This is a genomic window from Caulobacter sp. CCH9-E1, from assembly GCF_001556515.1.
Lineage (GTDB): Bacteria > Pseudomonadota > Alphaproteobacteria > Caulobacterales > Caulobacteraceae > Caulobacter.
Genome location: NZ_LSJA01000108.1, coordinates 1 through 18,715 on the forward strand (window position 1 = coordinate 1; position 18,715 = coordinate 18,715).

Genomic DNA, 18,715 nt, shown 5'->3' on the forward strand with positions numbered 1-18,715 from the left:
TCCCCCTCCGTCGGCTTCGCCGACACCTCCCCCGCTGGGGGGAGGATTGGGTCCGACTTCCACCCTCAGCCGACGCCAACAGCGGCCGCTCACATCGGCCCGATCGTCTCGAACCTCAGTCCATCCGGGCCTTCGATCGACGTTGGCGCCTGAAGGTTTCGCGCGGGCAGCATCGCCCGGTAGCGCTCATACATCGCCTTGGCGTCGCGGCCCGGCTTCACCGTCAAGCAGAGGTCGTACTCCCCCTCGCGGCCCCACGGCTTGCGTTCCGAGCGCGCGACGTCGCGGTCGGCTTTCACCGCCGCCGCCACCTTGTCCGCCAGGGGCCGGTCGATACCCATGCCGTAGCTGCCGAACTTGATCGTCACGTCGCACCGCGCCGCCTGGGCCGGCGCCGCCGCGCAGGCGGCGACGGCGAGGATCGGCAACAGCGCGGCGAGGCGGAACATCAGGCGGGAAACCCTCCGGCGCGGGCCAGGGACGAGGCGGGGGCCTTGCCCAGGCGGTCGCTGATCTGGCGGCCGATGGCGATCAGGGCCGCCAGGTCATAACCGGTCTCGAAGCCGGCCCGTTCCAGCATGTAGACGAGGTCCTCGGTGCCGATGTTGCCGGTGGCGGACGGGGCGAACGGACAGCCGCCCAGGCCCCCGACCGAGGCGTCCAGCACGTCGACCCCCGCCTCGACGCTGGCGTAGGCGTTGGCGAGCCCTGTGTTGCGGGTGTCGTGGAAGTGCATGCGCAGGCGAGCGGCTGGCGCGGCGGCGCGGACGGCCTCGATGCGCTTGCGCACGGTCCACGGATCGGCGACGCCGATGGTGTCGGCGATGGCGATCTCGGGGACGCCCAAGGCGGCCGCCTCGCGGACGATGGCGACGACCTGGTCCTGGCTGACCTCGCCGTCGAACGGGCAGCCGAAGGCGACCGAGATCGTGGCGGTGATCGGCGGGCCGCCGTCGGCTTGGCGGCGCTCGACGATGGTGGCGAGCGTCTCGATCTGCTGGCGCACCGTGGCGCCCTGGTTGCGCACCCCGAAGCCGTCCGAGGCGCAGACCACGACATTGGCCTCGTCGCAGCCGGTCGAGACGCAGCGCTCCCAGCCACGCAGGTTCAGGACAAGGCCGATGCGCGAGCGGCTTGGATCGGTCGGCAGGGCGGCCATGATGTCCTCGGCGCCGGCCATCTGCGGCACCCGGGCGGGGTTCACGAACGAGACGACTTCGGTCCGCCGCGCGCCCGCGGCTTCCAGCTTGCCGATCAGGTCCAGCTTCTCGGCGACCGACAGCGAGATTTTCTCATTCTGCAGGCCGTCGCGCGGTCCGACCTCGACGATTTCGATGAAGCGGCTCATCGCTGCGGCTCTCCGGCGGGTTCGTTGGGTTCGGCGGCGTCCTCGGCGGGCGCGAGAGGCTCGCCGCGATAGATGGTCAGGCGTTCGCGGTCGCCGTCGGAATAGTTCAGGCCCTCGACCGTGGTGACTGGGCGCGGGTCGAGACCCAGTTGCTCCATGGCGGCGCGGAAGGGCTTTTCCTCGCGGCCCTCGACGATGGCGGGGCGGCCCTCGGCGATCGCGCCGGCGGCGCCTTCGCCGTCGGTCAGCTGGGTGGTCGTGCCCAGCTGGAAGATCAGGCTGGGCTCGGCATAGCCAGTCACCGCCACCGGGCCGGGCGCGCCGGAGCGGGGCGAGAGACGCGCCTGGTCCAGGGCCTGGGCGAGGTCGCGCGACAGGAACAGCGGCTCCAGGCGCGGGATCAGGCCGGCGGTGAGGGCGATGTGGGCCGCGATTCCCAGGGCGCCGGCCACGAACAGTCCCCGCACGGCGTGGCGACGGGCGACGAGGACCGCGCCAGCGGTTCCGGCGGCGAAGGCGAAGAGCGCCGCCACGATGGTCCAGCCCAGGTCATGGACGGTTCCGAATTCCTTTTGGCCATAGACGGCGACGGCGGCCAGCAGCGCGCCCATCAGCACCGACAGGCCCCCGCCCACCCAGCGGACGATCCGGCCCAGCGGCTCGCGCACGGCGGCGGCCATCAGCATGGCCAGGGCGCCATAGGCGGGCAGGGCGTAGTGGACCAGCTTGGTCGGCAAGAGCTCGAACATCAGCCAGGTCGGGACCAGCCAGCAGACGGCGAAGCGGACGCCGGGATCCTTGCGCCGCGTCCAGGCGACGGCGAGGCCGGCCGGCAGCAGGAGCGTGGCCGGGAACGACAGCAGCGGCGAGAGCAGGGCGTGGTAGCCGAACGGACCGGCGTGGCCCTCCTGGCCGCCGGCCATCTTCGGCGCCAGGTCGCCGCCGATCGCCGTCCCCCAGAAGGCGCCGTCGGTCGCCACGGTGATCATCATCGCCCAGGGCAGCACGATGGCGGCGAACAGGATGGCGCCCCAGGTCCAGCCGAGGTCCTTCATCCAGCGGACCTTGCGGTCCCAGATCGCCAGGGCCGCGAGGGCGAGGAACACCGTCAGCAGGCCGACCGGACCCTTGATCAGCGCGGCCACGGACAGGCCGAGCCAGAAGGCGAGCTTGGTCAGCTTGCCGGCGCTCTCGCCCTTCAGCTGGGCGGCGTAGATCCGCGCCAGGGCGCCCATGGCCAGGGACGTGGTCCCGCATAGGGCCGCGTCGGTCTTGGCGATGAAGGCCTCGGACGAGAGCAGGAAGGTCGCGCCCAGGATCGAGCCGGCGATCAGGCCGGTGCGCGGGTCCAGCAGCGCCGCCGCGCCCCAGGCGCAGGCCGCCGCCGCCAGCATCGCGCCCAGCAAGGACGGGATGCGATAGGCCCAGATCTGGCGGTCCTCGGCGTCCGAGAAGGTCTTCACCGTCACCGCCTGCAGCCAGTGGATGCCGACCGGCTTCTTGAAGCGCGGCTGGTCCTGGAACTTGATGACGACGTAGTCGCCGGTCTCCAGCATCTGCGAGGTGGCCTGGGCGAAACGCGACTCGTCGCGGTCCAGCGGCGGCATGGCCAAGAGGCCGGGCAGGCCCGCGATCAAGGCGACCAAGGCGGCGAACAGAGGGCCGCGCCACCCTCGGCTCCAGTCATCCAGGCGAGATTCAAGCGTCATGGCGCCTGGAATAGCACGATCTTTCCCGAAGCAACTTTTGCTGTATGAGGAGGCGATGAACGACACCGTCTCGCCGACGCCCGATTTCTCCGTCGTCGTCCCCGTCTTCGACGAGGGCGAGGCCGCCCCGAAGCTGGCGCGCGAGATCGCCGCCGCCTTCGCCGGCGAGACCTACGAGATGATCTTCGTCGACGACGCCAGCCGTGACGACACCAAGGCCCGCCTGATCGCGCTGAAGGCCGAGATTCCGCAGCTGCGCGTGCTGGGCCATCGCAAGAACTCGGGCCAGAGCCGCGCCGTGCGCAGCGGCGTCTTGGCCGCGCGCGCGCCGATCGTCATCACCCTGGACGGCGACGGCCAGAACGATCCCGCCGACGCCCCACGCCTCGCCAAGGCCTTGGCCGCCGGTCCCGAGACCCTGGCCCTGGTCGGCGGCGAGCGCGTGAAGCGCCAGGACAGCAACGCCAAGCGCTTGGCCTCCAAGTTCGGCAACGGCGTGCGCAAGCGCCTGCTGAAGGACACCGCCAACGACACCGGCTGCGGCCTGAAGGCCTTCCGCCGCGAGGCGTTCCTGCGCCTGCCGTACTTCGATCACATTCACCGCTACATCCCGGCCCTGATGCTGCGCGAGGGCTATGAGGTCGCGTTCCAGCCGGTGAACCACCGGCACCGCGAGACGGGGGTGTCGAAGTACACCAACCTCGGGCGGCTCAAGGCCTCGATCTCGGATTTGTTGGGTGTGATGTGGCTGCAGTCGCGGGCTCGCAATCCGCAGGGTGTGGACGAGGCTTGAGGCCCCGCGCCTGAGTCGAAAGGTCGCGCCGGCTTCACCCGGCCATAAAATCCCGTTAGGCCTTTAACCACCACGACGCCGGGGGGCGCCGTCGAAGGGGGAAGTTCGATGTTCGCCGCGGTTCCGCTGCTGGCCCTGCCGGTCCTGGTCTACAACCTGATCGTCCTGACCCTGCCGAACGGTTTCAAGGCCGCCGACGCCAGCCTTCGTCTGGCCGAGCCGCTGTTCACGATCCGGATGACCTCGGGCGCGGGCTGGGCCGTCAGCCTGGCCGACCTGCTGCTGGCCGCCTCGCTGGTGGTGCTGTTCGTCGAGCTTCTGAAGTCGGCCAACAGCAAGCGGCTGGCGATCGTCAATCACTCGCTGTCGATGGTGCTGTTCATCGTCTGTCTGGTCGAGTTTCTGCTGCTGCCGGCCTTCGCGACCTCGACCTTCTTCCTGCTGGCCCTGATGGTGCTGCTGGACGTGCTGGCCGGCTTCATCGTCACCATCGTCGCGGCCCGCCGGGACGTGGATTTCGGGGAGTAAGGCCTATTCCGGAAAGCCGCCCGTCTGCCGCAGCGCTTCGCCCAGGGCCATGGCGGCGGTGGTCGCCAGGTTCATCGAGCGCGTCTCCGGGCGGATCGGAATGACGATGCGGCCCTGCGCCGCCGCATGGACCTCGTCGGGCGCGCCGCGACTCTCATTGCCGAACAGGAGAGTGTCTCCGGGTTCGAACGAAAACCTGTGAAATGGTGTCGCACCCCGCGTGGTGAACAGCAGAAGCCGCCCGTCAACGCGTTCCGGCGCCTTAAGGAATGTCTCCCAGCTGTCGTGCCGCTTGAGGTGCGCGAGAGGCCCATAATCCAGGGCCGCGCGCTTCAAGCTCTTGTCGTCCAAGGGAAAACTGCACGGCTCGATCACGTCGAGGCCGACGCCGAAGCAGGCGGAAAGGCGAATGGCCGCCCCGACGTTTTGGGGAATGCCTGGTTGAAAAAGTGCGAGGCGCATAATAAGCGAACCAACCACAGGGCTAGCAGGGGCTTTGCCACGAATCGAAAGGACTTGCGGACTCCGTCCGCGCGTCCGATAGGACAAAACGACCGCTGCCTTGTGGCGGAGATCCGCTTGCGGGTCGAGCAAGATATGGCGTCGAATGACGCTTCTCCAAGTCGGACCGCGTTTCGTGGACCGGCGGAAATAGAGGGTGACGTAGGTGGCCGACACCGCCGTGGGCGCAACGACCGAGCCGGAACACGGGAGCGATCCCTCCCGGCGCGACTTCATTCACATCGCCGCGATCGCGGCCGCCGCCGGCGGCGCCGCGACCCTGGTCTGGCCGTTCATCGATCAGATGAACCCGTCCGCGGACACGCGGGCCCTGGCCTCGACCGAGTTCGACCTGACCAAGGTCGCCGAGGGTCAGCAGGTCACGATCAAGTGGCGCGGCAAGCCGCTGTTCGTGCGCAACCGCACGAAGGCCGAGATCGCCAAGGCCGTCGCGGACGACAACGCCGCGATGAAGGACCCCGCCACCGACGCCTCGCGCGTGAAGCCGGGTAAGGCCCAATGGCTGATCGTCGGCGGCAACTGCACCCACCTGGGCTGCGTGCCGACCTTCGGCGGCGGCGAGTACGGCGGCTGGTTCTGCCCGTGCCACGGCTCGGTCTACGACACCTCGGGTCGTATCCGTAAGGGCCCCGCGCCCACGAACCTGGTGGTTCCGGAATACGCCTTCCTCACCGACACCAAGGTCAAGATCGGCTAAGCGAGATGAGCGGACATTCGACCTATCAACCCAAGACCGGTTTCGAGCGCTGGCTCGACGCCCGTCTGCCGATCGTGCGCCTGGGCTATGACTCGTTCGTCGACTACCCCACGCCGCGCAACCTGAACTACTGGTGGACCTTCGGCGGCATCCTGTCGCTGTGCCTGGCCTCCCAGCTGATCACCGGCATCATCCTGGTGATGCACTACACGCCGAGCGCCGCCGGCGCCTTCGCGTCGGTCGAGCACATCATGCGCGACGTGAACTACGGCTGGCTGATCCGCTACATGCACGCCAACGGCGCGTCGATGTTCTTCATCGCCGTCTACATCCACATGCTGCGCGGCCTGTACTACGGCTCCTATAAGGCGCCCCGCGAAGTGCTGTGGCTGCTGGGCTGCGTGATCTATCTGCTGATGATGGCGACCGCCTTCATGGGCTACGTGCTGCCCTGGGGCCAGATGTCGTTCCACGGCGCCGTCGTGATCACCAACCTGTTCGGCGCCCTGCCGCTGGTCGGCGAGAGCATCACCACCTGGCTGTGGGGCGGCTTCGCGGTCGACAACCCGACCCTGAACCGCTTCTTCTCGCTGCACTACCTGCTGCCCTTCATGATCGCGGGCGTCGTGATCCTGCACATCTGGGCGCTGCACGTGGTGGGCCAGAACAACCCGACCGGCGTCGAGCCGAAGTCGAAGGCCGACACCGTCCCCTTCACGCCGTACGCGACGGTGAAGGACGGCTTCGCGATGAGCGTCTTCCTGATCCTCTTCGCCTTCTTCGTCTTCTACATGCCCAACGCCCTGGGCCACGCCGACAACTACATCGAGGCCAACCCGCTGGTGACGCCGTCGCACATCGTTCCGGAATGGTACTTCCTGCCGTTCTACGCGATCCTGCGCGCCGTGCCGGACAAGCTGATGGGCGTGCTGGCCATGTTCGGCGCCATCGCCTGCTTGTTCGCCCTGCCGTGGCTGGACACCTCGAAGGTGCGCTCGATGCGCTACCGCCCGACCGCGAAGATCTACTTCGTGTTCTTCCTGGTGGCCTGCTGCATCCTGGGCGTCTGCGGCGCCAAGCTGCCCGATGATCCGGTGATCCCGCACCTGACCACGTTCCAGCTGATGGGTTCGGACCTGAACAGCTTCGTGTGGCTCAGCCGCGTCGCCTCGCTCTACTACTTCGCTTTCTTCCTGGTCGTGCTGCCGGTCCTGGGTCTGGTCGAAAAGACCCTGCCCGTGCCGGACTCGATCGCCTCGCCGGCCCTGTCGGCCGACGCCAACAAGGGTTGATCCCGATGCTCCGCAAACTCTCGGTTATCGCGGCGGCGGCGGGTCTCCTGGTCGCCGGCGCCGCCGGCCCGGCCCTCGCCAGCGGCGGCGCCCAGCACGCCAAGGACATCCAGTGGTCGTTCGAAGGCCCGTTCGGCAAGTTCGACCAGGCCCAGCTGCAGCGCGGCTTCAAGGTCTATCGCGAGGTCTGCTCGGCCTGCCACTCGATGAAGATGGTCGCGTTCCGCAACCTCGGCGACAAGGGCGGGCCCTTCTATAACGAGAAGTACCCGAACTCGAACGACAACCCGTGGGTCAAGGCGATCGCCAAGGACTACGAGGTCAACGACATCGACGGTGAAACCGGCGACGCCATCAAGCGTCCGGCCACCAGCGCCGACTACTTCCCCTCGCCGTTCGCCAACGAGGCGGCGGCCCGCGCCAGCAACGGCGGCGCCCTGCCGCCGGACATGTCGCTGCTGGCCAAGGCCCGCTCGGCGGGGCCGGACTACATCTACTCGCTGCTGACCGGCTATGCGACGCCGCCCAAGGGCCTGACGGTCCCGACCGGCGGTCACTACAACCCGTACTTCCCGGGCGACCTGACGTCGGCTTGGCACGGCGACCACAACGCTGTCCCGAAGGGCGGCTTCATCGCCATGGCCCCGCCGCTGAAGGCCGACCTGGTGACCTTCGACGACGGCGCCAAGTCGACGCTGGACCAGCAGGCTAAGGACGTCTCGGCCTTCCTGATGTGGGCCGCCGAGCCCAAGCTGGAAGAGCGCAAGCAGACCGGCTTCGCCGTGCTGATCTACCTCGTCCTGCTGAGCGGCCTGCTGTACGCCAGCTACAAGGCGGTGTGGCGCAACGAGTCGCACTAGGCGATCGACGCTGCTGAATACGGAAAAGGCCCGGTGGAAACACCGGGCCTTTTCTTTTGTCTCGATCAGTTCGCGATGGACAGCGTCCGCCCGTCGGCGTCCAGCCTCAGGCGGTGGCGGGCCCAGAGGCCGGTTCCCAAGGCGCCGCTGACGCCCTCGGGCAGGTCGTCGGCCAGGGTGGCCGGTACGTTCTCGGCCAGGACGCCGCCAATCGACAGGGCCCGCAGCCGGGCCGGAGCCTTGTGGCGCGCCGCCGGGTCCAGCTTGCCGCTAGCGGCGGCGTCTCGGGTCGAAAGTCGGGTCATGGCCTTGGAGGCCGTGTCGATCGCGAAGGCCCCATAGAAGGCGCGGGGACCGTCGCTGACGCCCGCGGCCACCGTGGGCAGGCCCTCGATCACCGAGACGGGGAACACGACCTGTCGCCGGGCGCGCCAAGGCCGGTCAATCCGCAGGCGGCAGCGGGCGAAGTCGATCTCGACGCTATGCCCGGCCAGCACATCCATGCCGATCACCCCGGCGATCGGGGTGACGAAGCCGGCGCCGCGGGCGTCGAGGTCGGCGATCTTGACCGAGACCGCCGCGGCCCTCAGCCCGGCCACCTGCACCGAGGTCGAGATCTCCGGCTCGAGGATCCCCTCCATCTCGGCCTTGGTGTTGTGCAGCAGGGTGCGCGGCGCCGACAGGTCGATCACGTAGTCGCCGGCCATGACGCCGATCACCGCGGGCGCGACGACCGCGCCATTCTCGAACCAGCAATCGGTCTCGCCGGCGTGGGCCAACGGGGCCGACAGCAACGGTGGCATCAGGGCTAGAAGGGCGAGGCGAGAGCGCATGAATCGAGCTTAGCGCGGCCTTGGCGGCCTAGCGATGCCCTTGCCGCTCAGGCCTCGCCCTTGCCGCCCGCTGACCGGTGGAACAGCTGAAGCGTCCGCAGCAGCGCCAGATGGGCGCTGTCGGGGTGATGGCCGCTGGGGGCGACGAAGGCGTGGCCGGCCTCGTAGAGATAGATCGGCAGGTCCGGATGCGCCTCGCGGATCGTCTCGACGTCAGCCAGGGGGATCATCGGGTCGGTCTTGCCAAAGTGCAGGATGGTCGGGACCTTGGGCGTCTCGTCGCGATAGGCCGCGATATCGCCGCCGTAGAAGCTTGAGACCGCCGTCAGGCCCTCGCAGCGGCAGGCCGCCAGCCAGGCCGTCGTGCCGCCATAGCAGAAGCCCAGGGCGAAGACGGGGCCGTCTAGGGCGTCAATCGCTGTCTGCACCCGGGGCAGGGTCGAGACGCCCCAGCCGGTCAGCCGGCCCATCTCCATGCGCGCGTCCAGGATCTCCGGCTGGGTGTCATGGTCGGGGAAGTCGGCGTCGGCCGCGTCGATCAGCGAGGGCGCGATCACCTCGTAGCCCTGGTCGGCCAGGCGGCCCGAAAGCTCGCGGATATGCGGGGTGACGCCCCAGATGGCGTGCAGCATGACGACGCCGCCGCGCCGGGCCTCCCGCGCCGGTTCATGCCAGGCGGAGAACGGCGCGCCGTCGCGGGTGGCCAGGGCGATCCGCTGGCCCATCACGAGGCTCCGTGTTCGGCGAAGAAGGCGACGGTCCGCTGGCGGGCCAATTCGGCGTCGGCGAGGTCGCTCTCGGGCCGGCCGTCATTGTTGAAGCCGTGGCCGCTGGCCGCGTAGACGTGGACCGGAACCTCGGGGTGCGCCGTCCAGATGGCGGCCTTGACCTCCTCGGCGGGAATGTGGGGGTCCGTGGCGCCCAGATGGACGATCACCGGCGCCTTCAGGTCGAACTTGGCCATGCCCAGGACGCCGCCACCGTAGTAGCTGGCGGCCGCCGACAGGCCCTCGCAGCGGGCGGCGGCCAGCCAGGCCATGGTCCCGCCATAGCAGTAGCCGACCAGGAACACCGGGCCGCGGTCCTTCAGAAAGTCGATACAAGCCTGGATGTCGCCCAAGGCGTTGTCCGGACCGTTGGCCATCGCCAGTTCCTTGCCGCGTGCGAATCCCGCCTCATCGTGCAGAGCGGTGAAACCCTTCTCGCCGCGATCGAACATCGATGGCGCCAGCACCTCGAAGCCGCGCGCCGTCCAGCGGGCGACGTCCTCGTGGACGTACTTGTCCAGGCCGAAGATCTCCTGGACCACGATCACCCCGCCCTTGCGTGGACCCTCGGGCTGGGCGTGCAGGGCGGTGAAGGAAAAGCCGTCGTGCGCGGCGGTCAGGGTGATCATCTCGGCCATACGCTGACTCCCAAAGAGAAACGGCCGGGGCGTCTCCGCTCCGGCCGCTGACATCTTGAACGCCTAGACGTTGAACCGGAAGTGCATCACGTCGCCGTCCTTGACGACGTATTCCTTGCCCTCGGCCCGCATCTTGCCGGCTTCCTTGGCGCCGGCTTCGCCGCCCAGCTTGATGAAGTCGTCGAAGGCGATCGTCTCGGCGCGGATGTAGCCCTTCTCGAAGTCGGTGTGGATGACGCCGGCCGCCTGCGGGCCGGTGTCACCGACGTGGATGGTCCAGGCGCGGGCTTCCTTCGGACCGACCGTGAAGTAGGTCTGCAGGCCCAGGAGATTGTAGGCCTCGCGGATCAGGCGGTTCAGGCCCGGCTCTTCCAGGCCCAGGGTCTCGAGGAACTCGGCGCGCTCATCGGCGTCCAGCAGGGCGATTTCGCTCTCGATCTGGGCCGAGATGACCACGGCCTTGGCGTTGTCGCGAGCGGCGCGCTCGGCCACGAGGTCGCTGTACTTGTTGCCCTTGTCGGCGCTGCCTTCCTCGACGTTGCAGACATAGAGGGCCGGCAGCGAGGTTAGCAGCTGCAGCATGTGCCAGGCCTTCTCGTCCTCCTTGTCCACGGTCGCGGCGCGGGCCGGACGGCCCTCGCGCAGCTGGGCCAGGGCCAGGTTGATCAGGCGCAGGGTGTTGGCCGCGTCCTTGTCGCCGCCCGACTTGGCCTTCTTCTCGATGGCCGGCAGGCGCTTTTCCAGGCTCTCCAGGTCGGCCAGCATCAGCTCCATCTCGATGATCTCGAGATCGCTGAGCGGGTCGATGCGCCCCTCGACGTGGGTGATGTCGTCGTCCTCGAAGCAGCGGGCCACGAAGGCCACGGCGTCGCAGTCGCGGATGTTGGCCAGGAACTGGTTGCCCAGGCCTTCGCCCTTCGACGCGCCGCGCACCAGGCCGGCGATGTCGACGAAGGTGATCCGGGCCGGGATGATCTCCTTGGAGCCGGCGATCTTGGCCAGGGCTTCGAGGCGCGGCTCGGGCACGGCGACATCGCCGGTGTTGGGCTCGATCGTGCAGAACGGATAGTTGGCCGCCTGGGCCGACGCCGTCTGGGTCAGGGCGTTGAACAGGGTGGACTTGCCGACGTTGGGCAGGCCGACGATGGCGACTTTCAGGGCCATGGAACTCTCGTGAATTTCGTTGGCGCGCGCTTAGCACGGATGGCCGCGAAAGGCGAACCGGGAGGGGGTTGCGCAAACCGCAACAAGACCTGATATCAATCGGCGAGCAAGGAGCCCGTTATGAGCGTTCGACCCGTCCTGAAGATCGTCAAGGGCATGCCCGCCTCGGATGGCGACGGCGTGCGCCTGACCCGAATGCTGGGCACGCCGGAAGCCCAGATGTTCGACCCGTTCCTGATGCTGGACTGCTTCGACAACGACCAGGCGTCGGACTACATGGGCGGCTTCCCCGACCATCCGCATCGCGGCTTCGAGACCGTGACCTACATGCTGGAAGGCCGGATGCGTCACAAGGACAACACCGGCCGCGAGGGCGTGATCGGGCCGGGCGGGATTCAGTGGATGCGGGCCGGCAAGGGTATCGTCCACTCCGAAATGCCCGAGCAGTCCGAAGGACGCATGCGCGGCTTCCAGCTGTGGGTGAACCTGCCCGCCAAGCTGAAGATGAGCGCGCCCGGTTACCAGGAGTTCGAGGCCGACAGCATCCCGGTCGAGGCCCGCGACGGCGGGGTCACTGTCAAGGTGATCTCCGGCGCCACCGAGACCGGCACGGCGGGGCCGATCGGCGGCGGCGCGGTGGACGCCCTCTATTTCGATGTCGTGCTGCCGGCCGGGACCGTCTTCGAAGAGCCGGTCGGCGACGACCGCAACGCCATGCTGGCGGTCTATGAGGGCAAGGTTCGCGTCGCCCACGACACGGTGGAGGCGCTGTCGGGCGTGTTCCTGGGCCGCGGCGACTCGGTCCGCGTCGAGGCCGTCACCGACGCCCGCGTCCTGCTGCTGGCCGGTCGTCCGATCAACGAGCCGGTGTTCTGGCACGGCCCGTTCGTGATGAATTCCCGCGAGGAGATCGTCCAGGCGTTCGACGACTTCCAGCGCGGACGGTTCTAGGCCTGGGCGGGTCCAACTCGCGTCAACTCTGGCTTTGGCGGTAGTACGATAGGAAACTATCCGAACGACACACCCAGCGTTAGCCTGTAGGCGATGGAGGCCCTATTGGACCAAGCAAGCTACGGGTGTGAAGACGAGGGCGGCTTCAATGCCGTCAGCAAAGCTTACAAGGCCGATCCGTCGCTTGAGACCTATGTTCGGCTACGTCGATCGAACCCGACTGCGGAGCTTGAAGTCGCAGTGATCGGCGGCTTTGAGTCGATGTTCTACATGCGCCGTGAGTTTGAGCGCTATGGCCTGGACCCCGAACTGCTCGGAGGACTACTCGACGCTGATCCCAATGCTATTGGTGAGATCGCCCTCAGTGTCATGGAAGCCCTGATAGAGGCCGGCAAACGCGAGCGCGCTGGCGAGACTCATATTGTAAGCCGTGGGGAAGTGATCCCGCCAAAGCTCGTCGATTGGATTATCTGCTGCACGCTTGATGCATTGAGTTGGAACGATCGCCTTACGATTCCTCGAGATCTCATCGTTTTGATCCGCGAGCGGCTAGGCGGATCCAACCCGCTCTATGAACAGATCGGCCACATAAGGGAGATGAAGTCGAACGCCGGGATGGTCGCTGGGCAACTCAAGGCACAGGGTGTCACGCCGACCTTCAAGCTTGTTGGCCAGATATTAGGTGTGGCAGCCAGTACGGTCATGCGCTGGTTCGAACCGGGCGAGTTCGAGAGAGAAGCGGAAAAATGGGAGCGCCTTTGCGATGAAACCGGTGTGCTACATCCGTTGAAGGTGAAGGCTCCGCTGGCGGACATTGCGCCGGATTCTTGATGCGCAACGCGGGTGCCGCCAGCACGATCGCGGAACTGATCCTAATCGGCTTCCGCACGATGAAACCTACAAGACTGACCATAAAAATACCGCGTCTACTCGACGCCACCGCCGAGGGGACATTGGCCGTGATCCTTCTGTTCCTGCTCGCGGCGGGCGGCGTTGGTATGCTGGCATGGCTACGCTTCAGCGGGTAAGCGATAGTCGTTCGAGCATGCGCCGTTGGGGCAGCGCTGCTTTTAGCCCTACCCCACCGCCGCGGCCGCGAAATCGCGCCAGCGCTTGGCTTCCTTGCGGAAATGACTGTGGGTCTTGGCGAGGCGCTTGTCGATCTCGGCCAGCTGCGCGCGGGCCTCTTCCTTGCGGCCCTGGCGGGCCAGGAACACGGTGTAGCGGGCGACGCCCTCGAAGCCCGGATAATGGTCGGCCGCCCAGCGCAGGGCGGTCTCGGCCTGCTCGTCGCGGGCCAGCGCCTGGTAGACGCGGCCCAGCGCCAGCATGGTGTGGGGCGTGCGGCCGGCGTTGGGCGTTTCGCCCAGCTTCTCCAGCAGGGGCAAGGCCTCGCCCGGGCGGTTCAGCTCGATCAGGGCGTTGGCGCGGCCGAGCAGCAGCTGGGGATCGTCGGCGTACATGCCCGTCAGGCTGTCGGCGTAGAGCCGTTCGGCCTCGGCGTGCTTGCCAAGCTCGGTGGCGGCCACCGCCAAGCGGACCCGGTTGGCGACGGTGGGGGCGTCATCGACGGCCTTGGCGGCCTCGCGGTACTCGCGTTGCGGGTCCAGCGCTTGGCGCGCGGCCTGCCCCACCTTCTGGGCGGCGCGGCCGCCCAACAGCTCGGGCAGGATCACGGCGACCAGGTAGACGACCCCGCCGACCGGCTGGAACAGCAGGATGATCCACAGCCAGTACATCTCGCGATGCGTCCGCACGACGTGGACGCACAGGGCGATCGAGAACAGCAGCGACAGGCCGAGCAGCGGCAGCGGAAGCGAGAACATGCTTGCGTCTTCTCGCGCCCGGCCAGCGACGTCAATCGTCGGATTTGGCCGGCTTGCGGGGATCGGCCTTCGGCGCGGGGGCCAGACGCATGACCTCGGCTTGGTAGCGCTCGTCATCGCCGACGGCGGCGAAGGGCAGGGCGTCGGCGATGGCGTCCAGCATCGGGTCCAGCCACTGGTGCTCGACCTTGTGGAAGTCGCCCAGCACGTAGTGCATCACCGCGTCCTTGTGGCCGGGATGGCCGACGCCGATGCGGCCGCGGCGGAAGGCGTCGCCGACCTGGCTGGTCACCGAGCGGACGCCATTGTTGCCGGCGGCGCCCCCGCCAAGCTTCATGCGGAAGCGGCCGGGCGCCATGTCGATCTCGTCGTGGAAGACGATCACGTCGGCGGGCTTGAGCTTGAAGAACTTCATGGCCTCGCCCACGGCCCGGCCGCTCTCGTTGTAGTAGGTCTTGGGCTTGAGCAGCAGCAGCTTCACCGGACCGTCCGGCGTGCTTACCTGGCCCTCGCAGGCCAGGCCCTGGAAGCGCGCGCGCCAGGGGGCGGTCCCCCACTTTCGCGCGAGGGCGTCCACGGCCATGAAGCCGACGTTGTGGCGGTTCTTCTCGTACTTGGGCTCGGGATTGCCCAGGCCGGCGAGGATCAGCATCGCGGAGTTCTCAACAGCGCAAAGCAAAAAGGGCGGGCCCGAAAGCCCGCCCTTCTCAAATCAGATCGGAGATCCGACCGCCAGGCGATTAGCCTTCGGTCGTGGTGTCGCCGGCGTCCGATTGGGCGGCCGACGAAGCCTTGAGGTTGGCGATCACGAAGTCGCGGTCCATGGCGGGCTTCACGCCGGCCGGCAGCTTGACTTCCGAGATGCGGATCACGTCGCCCAGGTCGTGGTTGGCCAGGTCGATGACCAGCTCTTCCGGGATCTGGTCGGCCGGGCAGGCCAGCTCGACGGTGTGACGGATGACTTCCAGCGTGCCGCCCTTCTTCAGGCCGACCGAGATGTCCTGGTTCTTGAAGTGAACCGGCACTTCGATCTTGATCAGCTGGTGCTCGTCGACGCGGTACAGGTCGAAGTGGATCGGCTCGTCGGTGACGGGGTGGAATTGCACGGCCTTGGCGATGACCGATTGCTTTTCGTCGCCATGCTGCAGCGTGACCAGGTGGCCCAGCAGTTTGCCGGTGTACAGCGACTTGCGGAATTCGTTGGCCTTCACGGCGATGTTCACCGGAGCCTTGCCGCCGCCGTACAGGACGCCGGGGACCTTGCCTTCGCGGCGGGTGGCGCGCGCGGCGCCAGTGCCGGCGCCGTCGCGGACTTCAACGTTCAGAATGATCTCGGCCATGAGGCTGTCTTTCTCGAGAGCCGGATGCTCTCGTCTATGACCTGGCGCCTATGGCCGCATCGCCACGCTCGCCCGGTCGTTTTGGGGTCGCGCTACATACACAAAAGGGCCGGGCGACGCAACGCCCGGCCCTTTCGGCGTGGGAGATGGGAAAATCAGCTCTTCTTGGCGGCCGGCTTCTTGCCGCCAGTTTTGGCCTTGCGAGAGTTGCTGCCCGCGCCTTTCACCGCGATCGACTCCTTGACCGGCAGCACGCGCGGCGCCTCGGGCGGCAGATTGGCGCCCGCGCCCTTGGCGATGCAGGCGCCGGTGTCCATCAGGATGTGCTGGCCCAGGCAGAAGATGTCCTCGTAGTGCGGCTTGGACACCGCCAGGCACTGATAGAGGTTCAGCTTGGCCATGTTCACGCAGTTGGCCGTGGCCCAGTCGGCGCTGAGGGCGTCGATCGAGGCCAGGTTGTTGTCGCCGGCCGCGCCGAGGGCGGCGAGGGCCGCCACGGCCAGGCCCCGGATCACGATCGGTTGGTAGGGGGCCGGGGCGGCGCGCGGCGTCAGGCCAAGGGTCTGACCGCCCAGCGAAGCCTGCTGCAGCACCGCGACATCGGCGCTTTCGGCCAGGGCCGGCGTGGCCGACAGGGTCTTGGCCGCGGCCAGGCGGCCGTCGCGATCGCTGACGACGCCCTTGGACCAGGACGAGTGCTGCACGTCGTAGGCGGCCTGCTTCACCGCCTTGCCCGCGGTGTAGACCTTGAGGCCGTCCCCGCCGACCTGATCGATGATCAGGCCCGCGGCGCTGTCGGCGCCCTTGAACACCGCCGCGTACGACGGGTTGGAGAAGATGTTGTTGATCATCTCCTGGCGCTGGGCGGGATGGGCGGCGACCTCGCGCACCGAGGCGACGAAGGTGGGGTCCTGCAGGGCCAGGACGGCGGCGTAGGCCACCGCGCCGTTCATGAACGACTTGGGCTCATAGGCCGCGCCGATCTTCAGCGAAGTCTGGATCTGGTCGCCGTTCTGGAAAGTTGGCGAGACGGCGCCGGCGCGCGCCATATAGCCGCGGAAGGCGCTGGCGCGCTCGATGACCTGAGCCGACAGGGTGATCGGCGGCGGCGGGGAGCTACAGGCGGCGACGATCGCCGTCAGCGCCACGGCGGTCGTCGCCAGAACGACGCGCGCACGCGAAAAGGAACGCATTCTCGAACTTCCCATCAAGTCTTGGCGGAGCCCATAGCAGCCTGGGCGGGCGACATTGTGACTGTCGTTCCGTTAACCAAGCTTTGACAAGCGTGGCCGTGCTTTTCGGTCGTTCTTGACGCGCGCCGGTTAACCAAGATGGCCGCGATGGGCCCCTAGTCGAACAGCTTCGACACCGACTCTTCGTTGGCGATGCGGCGGATGGCTTCGCCGATCAGCGGGGCGCACGAGACATAGCGAATCTTGGGGCAGGCCTTGGCGGGATCCGAGGCCTCGATCGAGTCGGTGACGACCAGTTCGGTCAGGACGGAGTTGGCGACGCGGTCGGCGGCCGCGCCCGACAGCACGCCGTGGGTGATGTAGGCGCTGACCGACTTGGCGCCGTGGTTGATCAGGGCCTGGGCGGCGTTGCACAGCGTGCCGGCCGAGTCGGCGATGTCGTCGAACAGGATGCAGCGGCGATCCTTGACGTCGCCGATGATGTTCATGACTTCCGACTGGCCCGGGCCCGAGCGGCGCTTGTCGACAATGGCCAGGTCGGCGTCGTCCAGGCGCTTGGCCAGGGCGCGGGCGCGGACCACGCCGCCGACGTCCGGCGAGACGACCATCAGGTCGTCGCCCATCGGATAGTGCTTGCGGATGTCATCGGCCATCAGGCGCGAGGGCAACAGGTTGTCGGTCGGGATATCGAAGAAGCCTTGGATCTGGCCGGCGTGCAGGTCCATCGTCAGGACCCGGTCGGCGCCCGAGCGGGTGATCAGGTTGGCGACCAGCTTGGCCGAGATCGGCGTGCGGCCGCCGGTCTTCCGGTCCTGGCGGGCATAGCCGAAGTAGGGCAGCACGGCGGTGATCCGCTTGCCCGACGCGCGCTTCAGGGCGTCGATGCAGATCAAGAGCTCCATCAGGTTGTCGTTGGCCGGATAGCTGGTCGACTGGATGACGAAGACGTCCTCGCCCCGCACGTTCTCGTCGATGGTGACGAACACCTCGAGGTCGGCGAACCGGCGCACCTGGGCGCGGGTCAGCGGCATGTCGAGATATTCCGCGATCGCCTGGGACAGCGGGCGGTTGGAGTTGCCGGACAGCAGCTTCATGGAGATATCTCGGGGTGGGGGGCGGCCGATGCGGCGCCTTCTAGCAGGCGAAGCTCCGGGAACAAGTGTTAACGGGCAGACTTTTTCGATTCCGTGATCGGACGATCGTCACCGTGGCGCGGACGCCTCACGCCTCCAGCATGATCGCCGACAGCAGGCGGCCGTAATCGCCTTCGTTGTTCAGGAAGGCGCGGCGGTTCGAGAAGAACCAGTCCTCCTCCGCCCGCGTGTCCCGGCCGACCCATTCGCGGCGCTCGACGCCGGCGGTTTCCAGGCGGTCCAGCACGAAGGCGGGCAGGTCGAAGAAGCGCTTGTCCTCCGAGACGCCCGGCTTGAAGAACCGGCTCGAGCCCGGGCAGTCGGCCTCGAACTTGTGCAGGAAATCGAGGCCCACCTCGTAGGACTTCGGGCCGATGCAGGGGCCGACGACGCCGGTGATGTTGGCCGGGTTGGCGCCCAGCTCGACCATGCGGTCCACCGCGGCCTGGACGACGCCGTCCAGCGCCCCACGCCAGCCGGCGTGGGCGGCGGCCACCACGCGGGCGTCCGGATCGACCAGCAGCACCGGCGCGCAGTCGGCCGCCATCGCGCCGCAGATCACGCCCGGGGTCTTGCTGACCACCGCGTCGCCCTGGGGCCGCGCGTCGCCCCATGAGCCGTCGGCCGTGATCGCGATGGTCGAGTGGATCTGATAGCAGACGTTCAAGTCCTCGGGCCCGCCGCCGAACCAATGCGCGATGCGGGCGCGGTTCTCCTCGACGTCGGCCGGCTCGTCCTGGCTGCCGCGTCCCACGTTCAGGCTGGCGTAAATCCCCTTCGAGACCCCGCCCTGGCGCGTGAAGAAGGCGTGCTTGACGCCCGGCAGGCTGGACAGCAGCGGCGACTGGACGGTGGGCAGGTCGTGAGCGTGGGTCATGTCGCGTCCTCGAAGAGGGGGGGCGAAAGGTCCGGCGCGCACAGGCACGCCACCTTGAACAGCGCTCCCATCTGCGCCTCGCCGACCAGACGATCAAGCTGTCTTCCGATCTGGTCGGTCTTCTCGGGCTGACGGGCCGCAAGGGCGTTGGCGCGGTCCAGGATTCCCAGGGCCAGCAGGAACTGGGCCTGGGTCAGGATCGGACCGGCCTTGGCGCCGGCCTCGCGCGCGGCGGCGACCACCG

At 67.9% G+C, this 18,715-nt stretch carries 22 protein-coding genes and 1 pseudogene; 8 read left to right on the forward strand and 15 right to left on the reverse strand.

The window, feature by feature from the left end:
* Window positions 1-89 precede the first annotated feature (89 nt).
* The 3 genes from AX690_RS06730 to AX690_RS06740 are packed head-to-tail and all read right to left on the reverse strand — an operon-like array spanning window position 90 to window position 3,057.
* On the reverse strand, window positions 90-449 hold the full coding sequence (locus AX690_RS06730) for a hypothetical protein (protein WP_066686508.1): 360 nt from the start codon (window positions 447-449) through the stop codon (window positions 90-92).
* Entirely contained in the window at window positions 449-1,348 is a 900-nt protein-coding gene (locus tag AX690_RS06735) for a hydroxymethylglutaryl-CoA lyase (RefSeq protein ID WP_066686510.1), read from the reverse strand. The genes AX690_RS06730 and AX690_RS06735 overlap by 1 nt, the downstream gene beginning before the upstream one ends.
* The gene (locus AX690_RS06740) at window positions 1,345-3,057 is read right to left on the reverse strand and encodes a glycosyltransferase family 39 protein (RefSeq protein ID WP_066686512.1); all 1,713 of its coding nucleotides are present in this window, start codon (window positions 3,055-3,057) and stop codon (window positions 1,345-1,347) included. Before AX690_RS06740 ends, AX690_RS06735 begins: the two co-directional genes overlap by 4 nt.
* 55 nt (window positions 3,058-3,112) lie before the next feature.
* Between AX690_RS06740 and AX690_RS06745 the strand changes: the two genes are divergently transcribed.
* Both AX690_RS06745 and AX690_RS06750 read left to right on the forward strand, forming a co-directional pair.
* Window positions 3,113-3,850, forward strand: a complete 738-nt coding sequence (locus tag AX690_RS06745; RefSeq protein WP_066686556.1) for a glycosyltransferase family 2 protein — start codon at window positions 3,113-3,115, stop codon at window positions 3,848-3,850.
* 108 nt (window positions 3,851-3,958) lie between these two features.
* Window positions 3,959-4,378 carry a hypothetical protein gene (locus tag AX690_RS06750; RefSeq protein ID WP_066686514.1) on the forward strand — a complete coding sequence of 140 codons (420 nt, stop codon included), beginning with the start codon at window positions 3,959-3,961 and terminating at the stop codon, window positions 4,376-4,378.
* A 3-nt stretch (window positions 4,379-4,381) separates the two neighbouring features.
* Here the strand turns inward: AX690_RS06750 and AX690_RS06755 are convergent, their stop codons facing one another.
* Entirely contained in the window at window positions 4,382-4,840 is a 459-nt protein-coding gene (locus tag AX690_RS06755) for a tRNA (cytidine(34)-2'-O)-methyltransferase (RefSeq protein WP_066686515.1), read from the reverse strand.
* 205 nt (window positions 4,841-5,045) lie between these two features.
* Here AX690_RS06755 and petA point away from each other — a divergent pair, with 205 nt between their 5' ends.
* Genes petA through AX690_RS06770 form a run of 3 tightly spaced genes read left to right on the forward strand, consistent with a single transcriptional unit; the run spans window position 5,046 to window position 7,749 of the window.
* A complete protein-coding gene (petA, locus tag AX690_RS06760) occupies window positions 5,046-5,597 on the forward strand; it encodes a ubiquinol-cytochrome c reductase iron-sulfur subunit (RefSeq protein ID WP_066686517.1) in 552 nt (183 codons plus the stop codon).
* Window positions 5,598-5,602: 5 nt separating this feature from the next.
* Entirely contained in the window at window positions 5,603-6,889 is a 1,287-nt protein-coding gene (locus AX690_RS06765; protein WP_066686519.1) for a cytochrome b/b6, read from the forward strand.
* A 5-nt stretch (window positions 6,890-6,894) separates the two neighbouring features.
* The gene (locus AX690_RS06770; protein WP_066686520.1) at window positions 6,895-7,749 is read left to right on the forward strand and encodes a cytochrome c1; all 855 of its coding nucleotides are present in this window, start codon (window positions 6,895-6,897) and stop codon (window positions 7,747-7,749) included.
* A 65-nt stretch (window positions 7,750-7,814) separates the two neighbouring features.
* Here AX690_RS06770 and AX690_RS06775 read toward each other — a convergent pair whose 3' ends face one another.
* The 4 genes from AX690_RS06775 to ychF all read right to left on the reverse strand — a co-directional run bounded on the left by AX690_RS06775 (window position 7,815) and on the right by ychF (window position 11,151).
* Window positions 7,815-8,582 (reverse strand): hypothetical protein, encoded by a 768-nt coding sequence (locus AX690_RS06775; RefSeq protein ID WP_066686521.1) that lies wholly within the window; start codon window positions 8,580-8,582, stop codon window positions 7,815-7,817.
* Window positions 8,583-8,629: 47 nt separating this feature from the next.
* A complete protein-coding gene (locus AX690_RS06780; protein ID WP_066686522.1) occupies window positions 8,630-9,307 on the reverse strand; it encodes a dienelactone hydrolase family protein in 678 nt (225 codons plus the stop codon).
* A complete protein-coding gene (locus AX690_RS06785) occupies window positions 9,307-9,987 on the reverse strand; it encodes a dienelactone hydrolase family protein (RefSeq protein WP_066686527.1) in 681 nt (226 codons plus the stop codon). The genes AX690_RS06780 and AX690_RS06785 overlap by 1 nt, the downstream gene beginning before the upstream one ends.
* 63 nt (window positions 9,988-10,050) lie before the next feature.
* A complete protein-coding gene (gene ychF, locus AX690_RS06790) occupies window positions 10,051-11,151 on the reverse strand; it encodes a redox-regulated ATPase YchF (protein WP_066686529.1) in 1,101 nt (366 codons plus the stop codon).
* Window positions 11,152-11,271: 120 nt separating this feature from the next.
* Here ychF and AX690_RS06795 point away from each other — a divergent pair, with 120 nt between their 5' ends.
* The 3 genes from AX690_RS06795 to AX690_RS06805 all read left to right on the forward strand — a co-directional run bounded on the left by AX690_RS06795 (window position 11,272) and on the right by AX690_RS06805 (window position 13,130).
* Window positions 11,272-12,102: a pirin family protein gene (locus AX690_RS06795; protein ID WP_066686531.1), complete on the forward strand. Its 831-nt coding sequence runs from the start codon at window positions 11,272-11,274 to the stop codon at window positions 12,100-12,102.
* 105 nt (window positions 12,103-12,207) lie between these two features.
* On the forward strand, window positions 12,208-12,933 hold the full coding sequence (locus tag AX690_RS06800; RefSeq protein ID WP_156449596.1) for a hypothetical protein: 726 nt from the start codon (window positions 12,208-12,210) through the stop codon (window positions 12,931-12,933).
* Entirely contained in the window at window positions 12,933-13,130 is a 198-nt protein-coding gene (locus AX690_RS06805) for a hypothetical protein (RefSeq protein WP_066686535.1), read from the forward strand. Before AX690_RS06800 ends, AX690_RS06805 begins: the two co-directional genes overlap by 1 nt.
* A gap of 48 nt (window positions 13,131-13,178) precedes the next feature.
* Here the strand turns inward: AX690_RS06805 and AX690_RS06810 are convergent, their stop codons facing one another.
* The 7 genes and pseudogenes from AX690_RS06810 to AX690_RS06840 all read right to left on the reverse strand — a co-directional run.
* Window positions 13,179-13,928 carry a tetratricopeptide repeat protein gene (locus AX690_RS06810; protein WP_066686537.1) on the reverse strand — a complete coding sequence of 250 codons (750 nt, stop codon included), beginning with the start codon at window positions 13,926-13,928 and terminating at the stop codon, window positions 13,179-13,181.
* Between the two features lie 31 nt (window positions 13,929-13,959).
* A complete protein-coding gene (pth, locus tag AX690_RS06815; protein WP_066686539.1) occupies window positions 13,960-14,580 on the reverse strand; it encodes an aminoacyl-tRNA hydrolase in 621 nt (206 codons plus the stop codon).
* 88 nt (window positions 14,581-14,668) lie between these two features.
* On the reverse strand, window positions 14,669-15,268 hold the full coding sequence (locus AX690_RS06820; RefSeq protein WP_066686541.1) for a 50S ribosomal protein L25/general stress protein Ctc: 600 nt from the start codon (window positions 15,266-15,268) through the stop codon (window positions 14,669-14,671).
* Between the two features lie 155 nt (window positions 15,269-15,423).
* Window positions 15,424-16,461 carry a hypothetical protein gene (locus AX690_RS06825; protein WP_066730312.1) on the reverse strand — a complete coding sequence of 346 codons (1,038 nt, stop codon included), beginning with the start codon at window positions 16,459-16,461 and terminating at the stop codon, window positions 15,424-15,426.
* Window positions 16,462-16,616: 155 nt separating this feature from the next.
* Window positions 16,617-17,555, reverse strand: coding sequence for a ribose-phosphate pyrophosphokinase (locus AX690_RS06830; protein WP_066686546.1), 939 nt, complete (start codon window positions 17,553-17,555; stop codon window positions 16,617-16,619).
* Between the two features lie 127 nt (window positions 17,556-17,682).
* Complete coding sequence (pgeF, locus tag AX690_RS06835) at window positions 17,683-18,471, reverse strand: peptidoglycan editing factor PgeF (protein WP_066686553.1); 789 nt, start codon at window positions 18,469-18,471, stop codon at window positions 17,683-17,685.
* Window positions 18,468-18,715 (reverse strand): annotated as a pseudogene (locus tag AX690_RS06840) (class I SAM-dependent methyltransferase); the annotation flags it as partial. The gene pgeF and the pseudogene AX690_RS06840, both read right to left, overlap by 4 nt.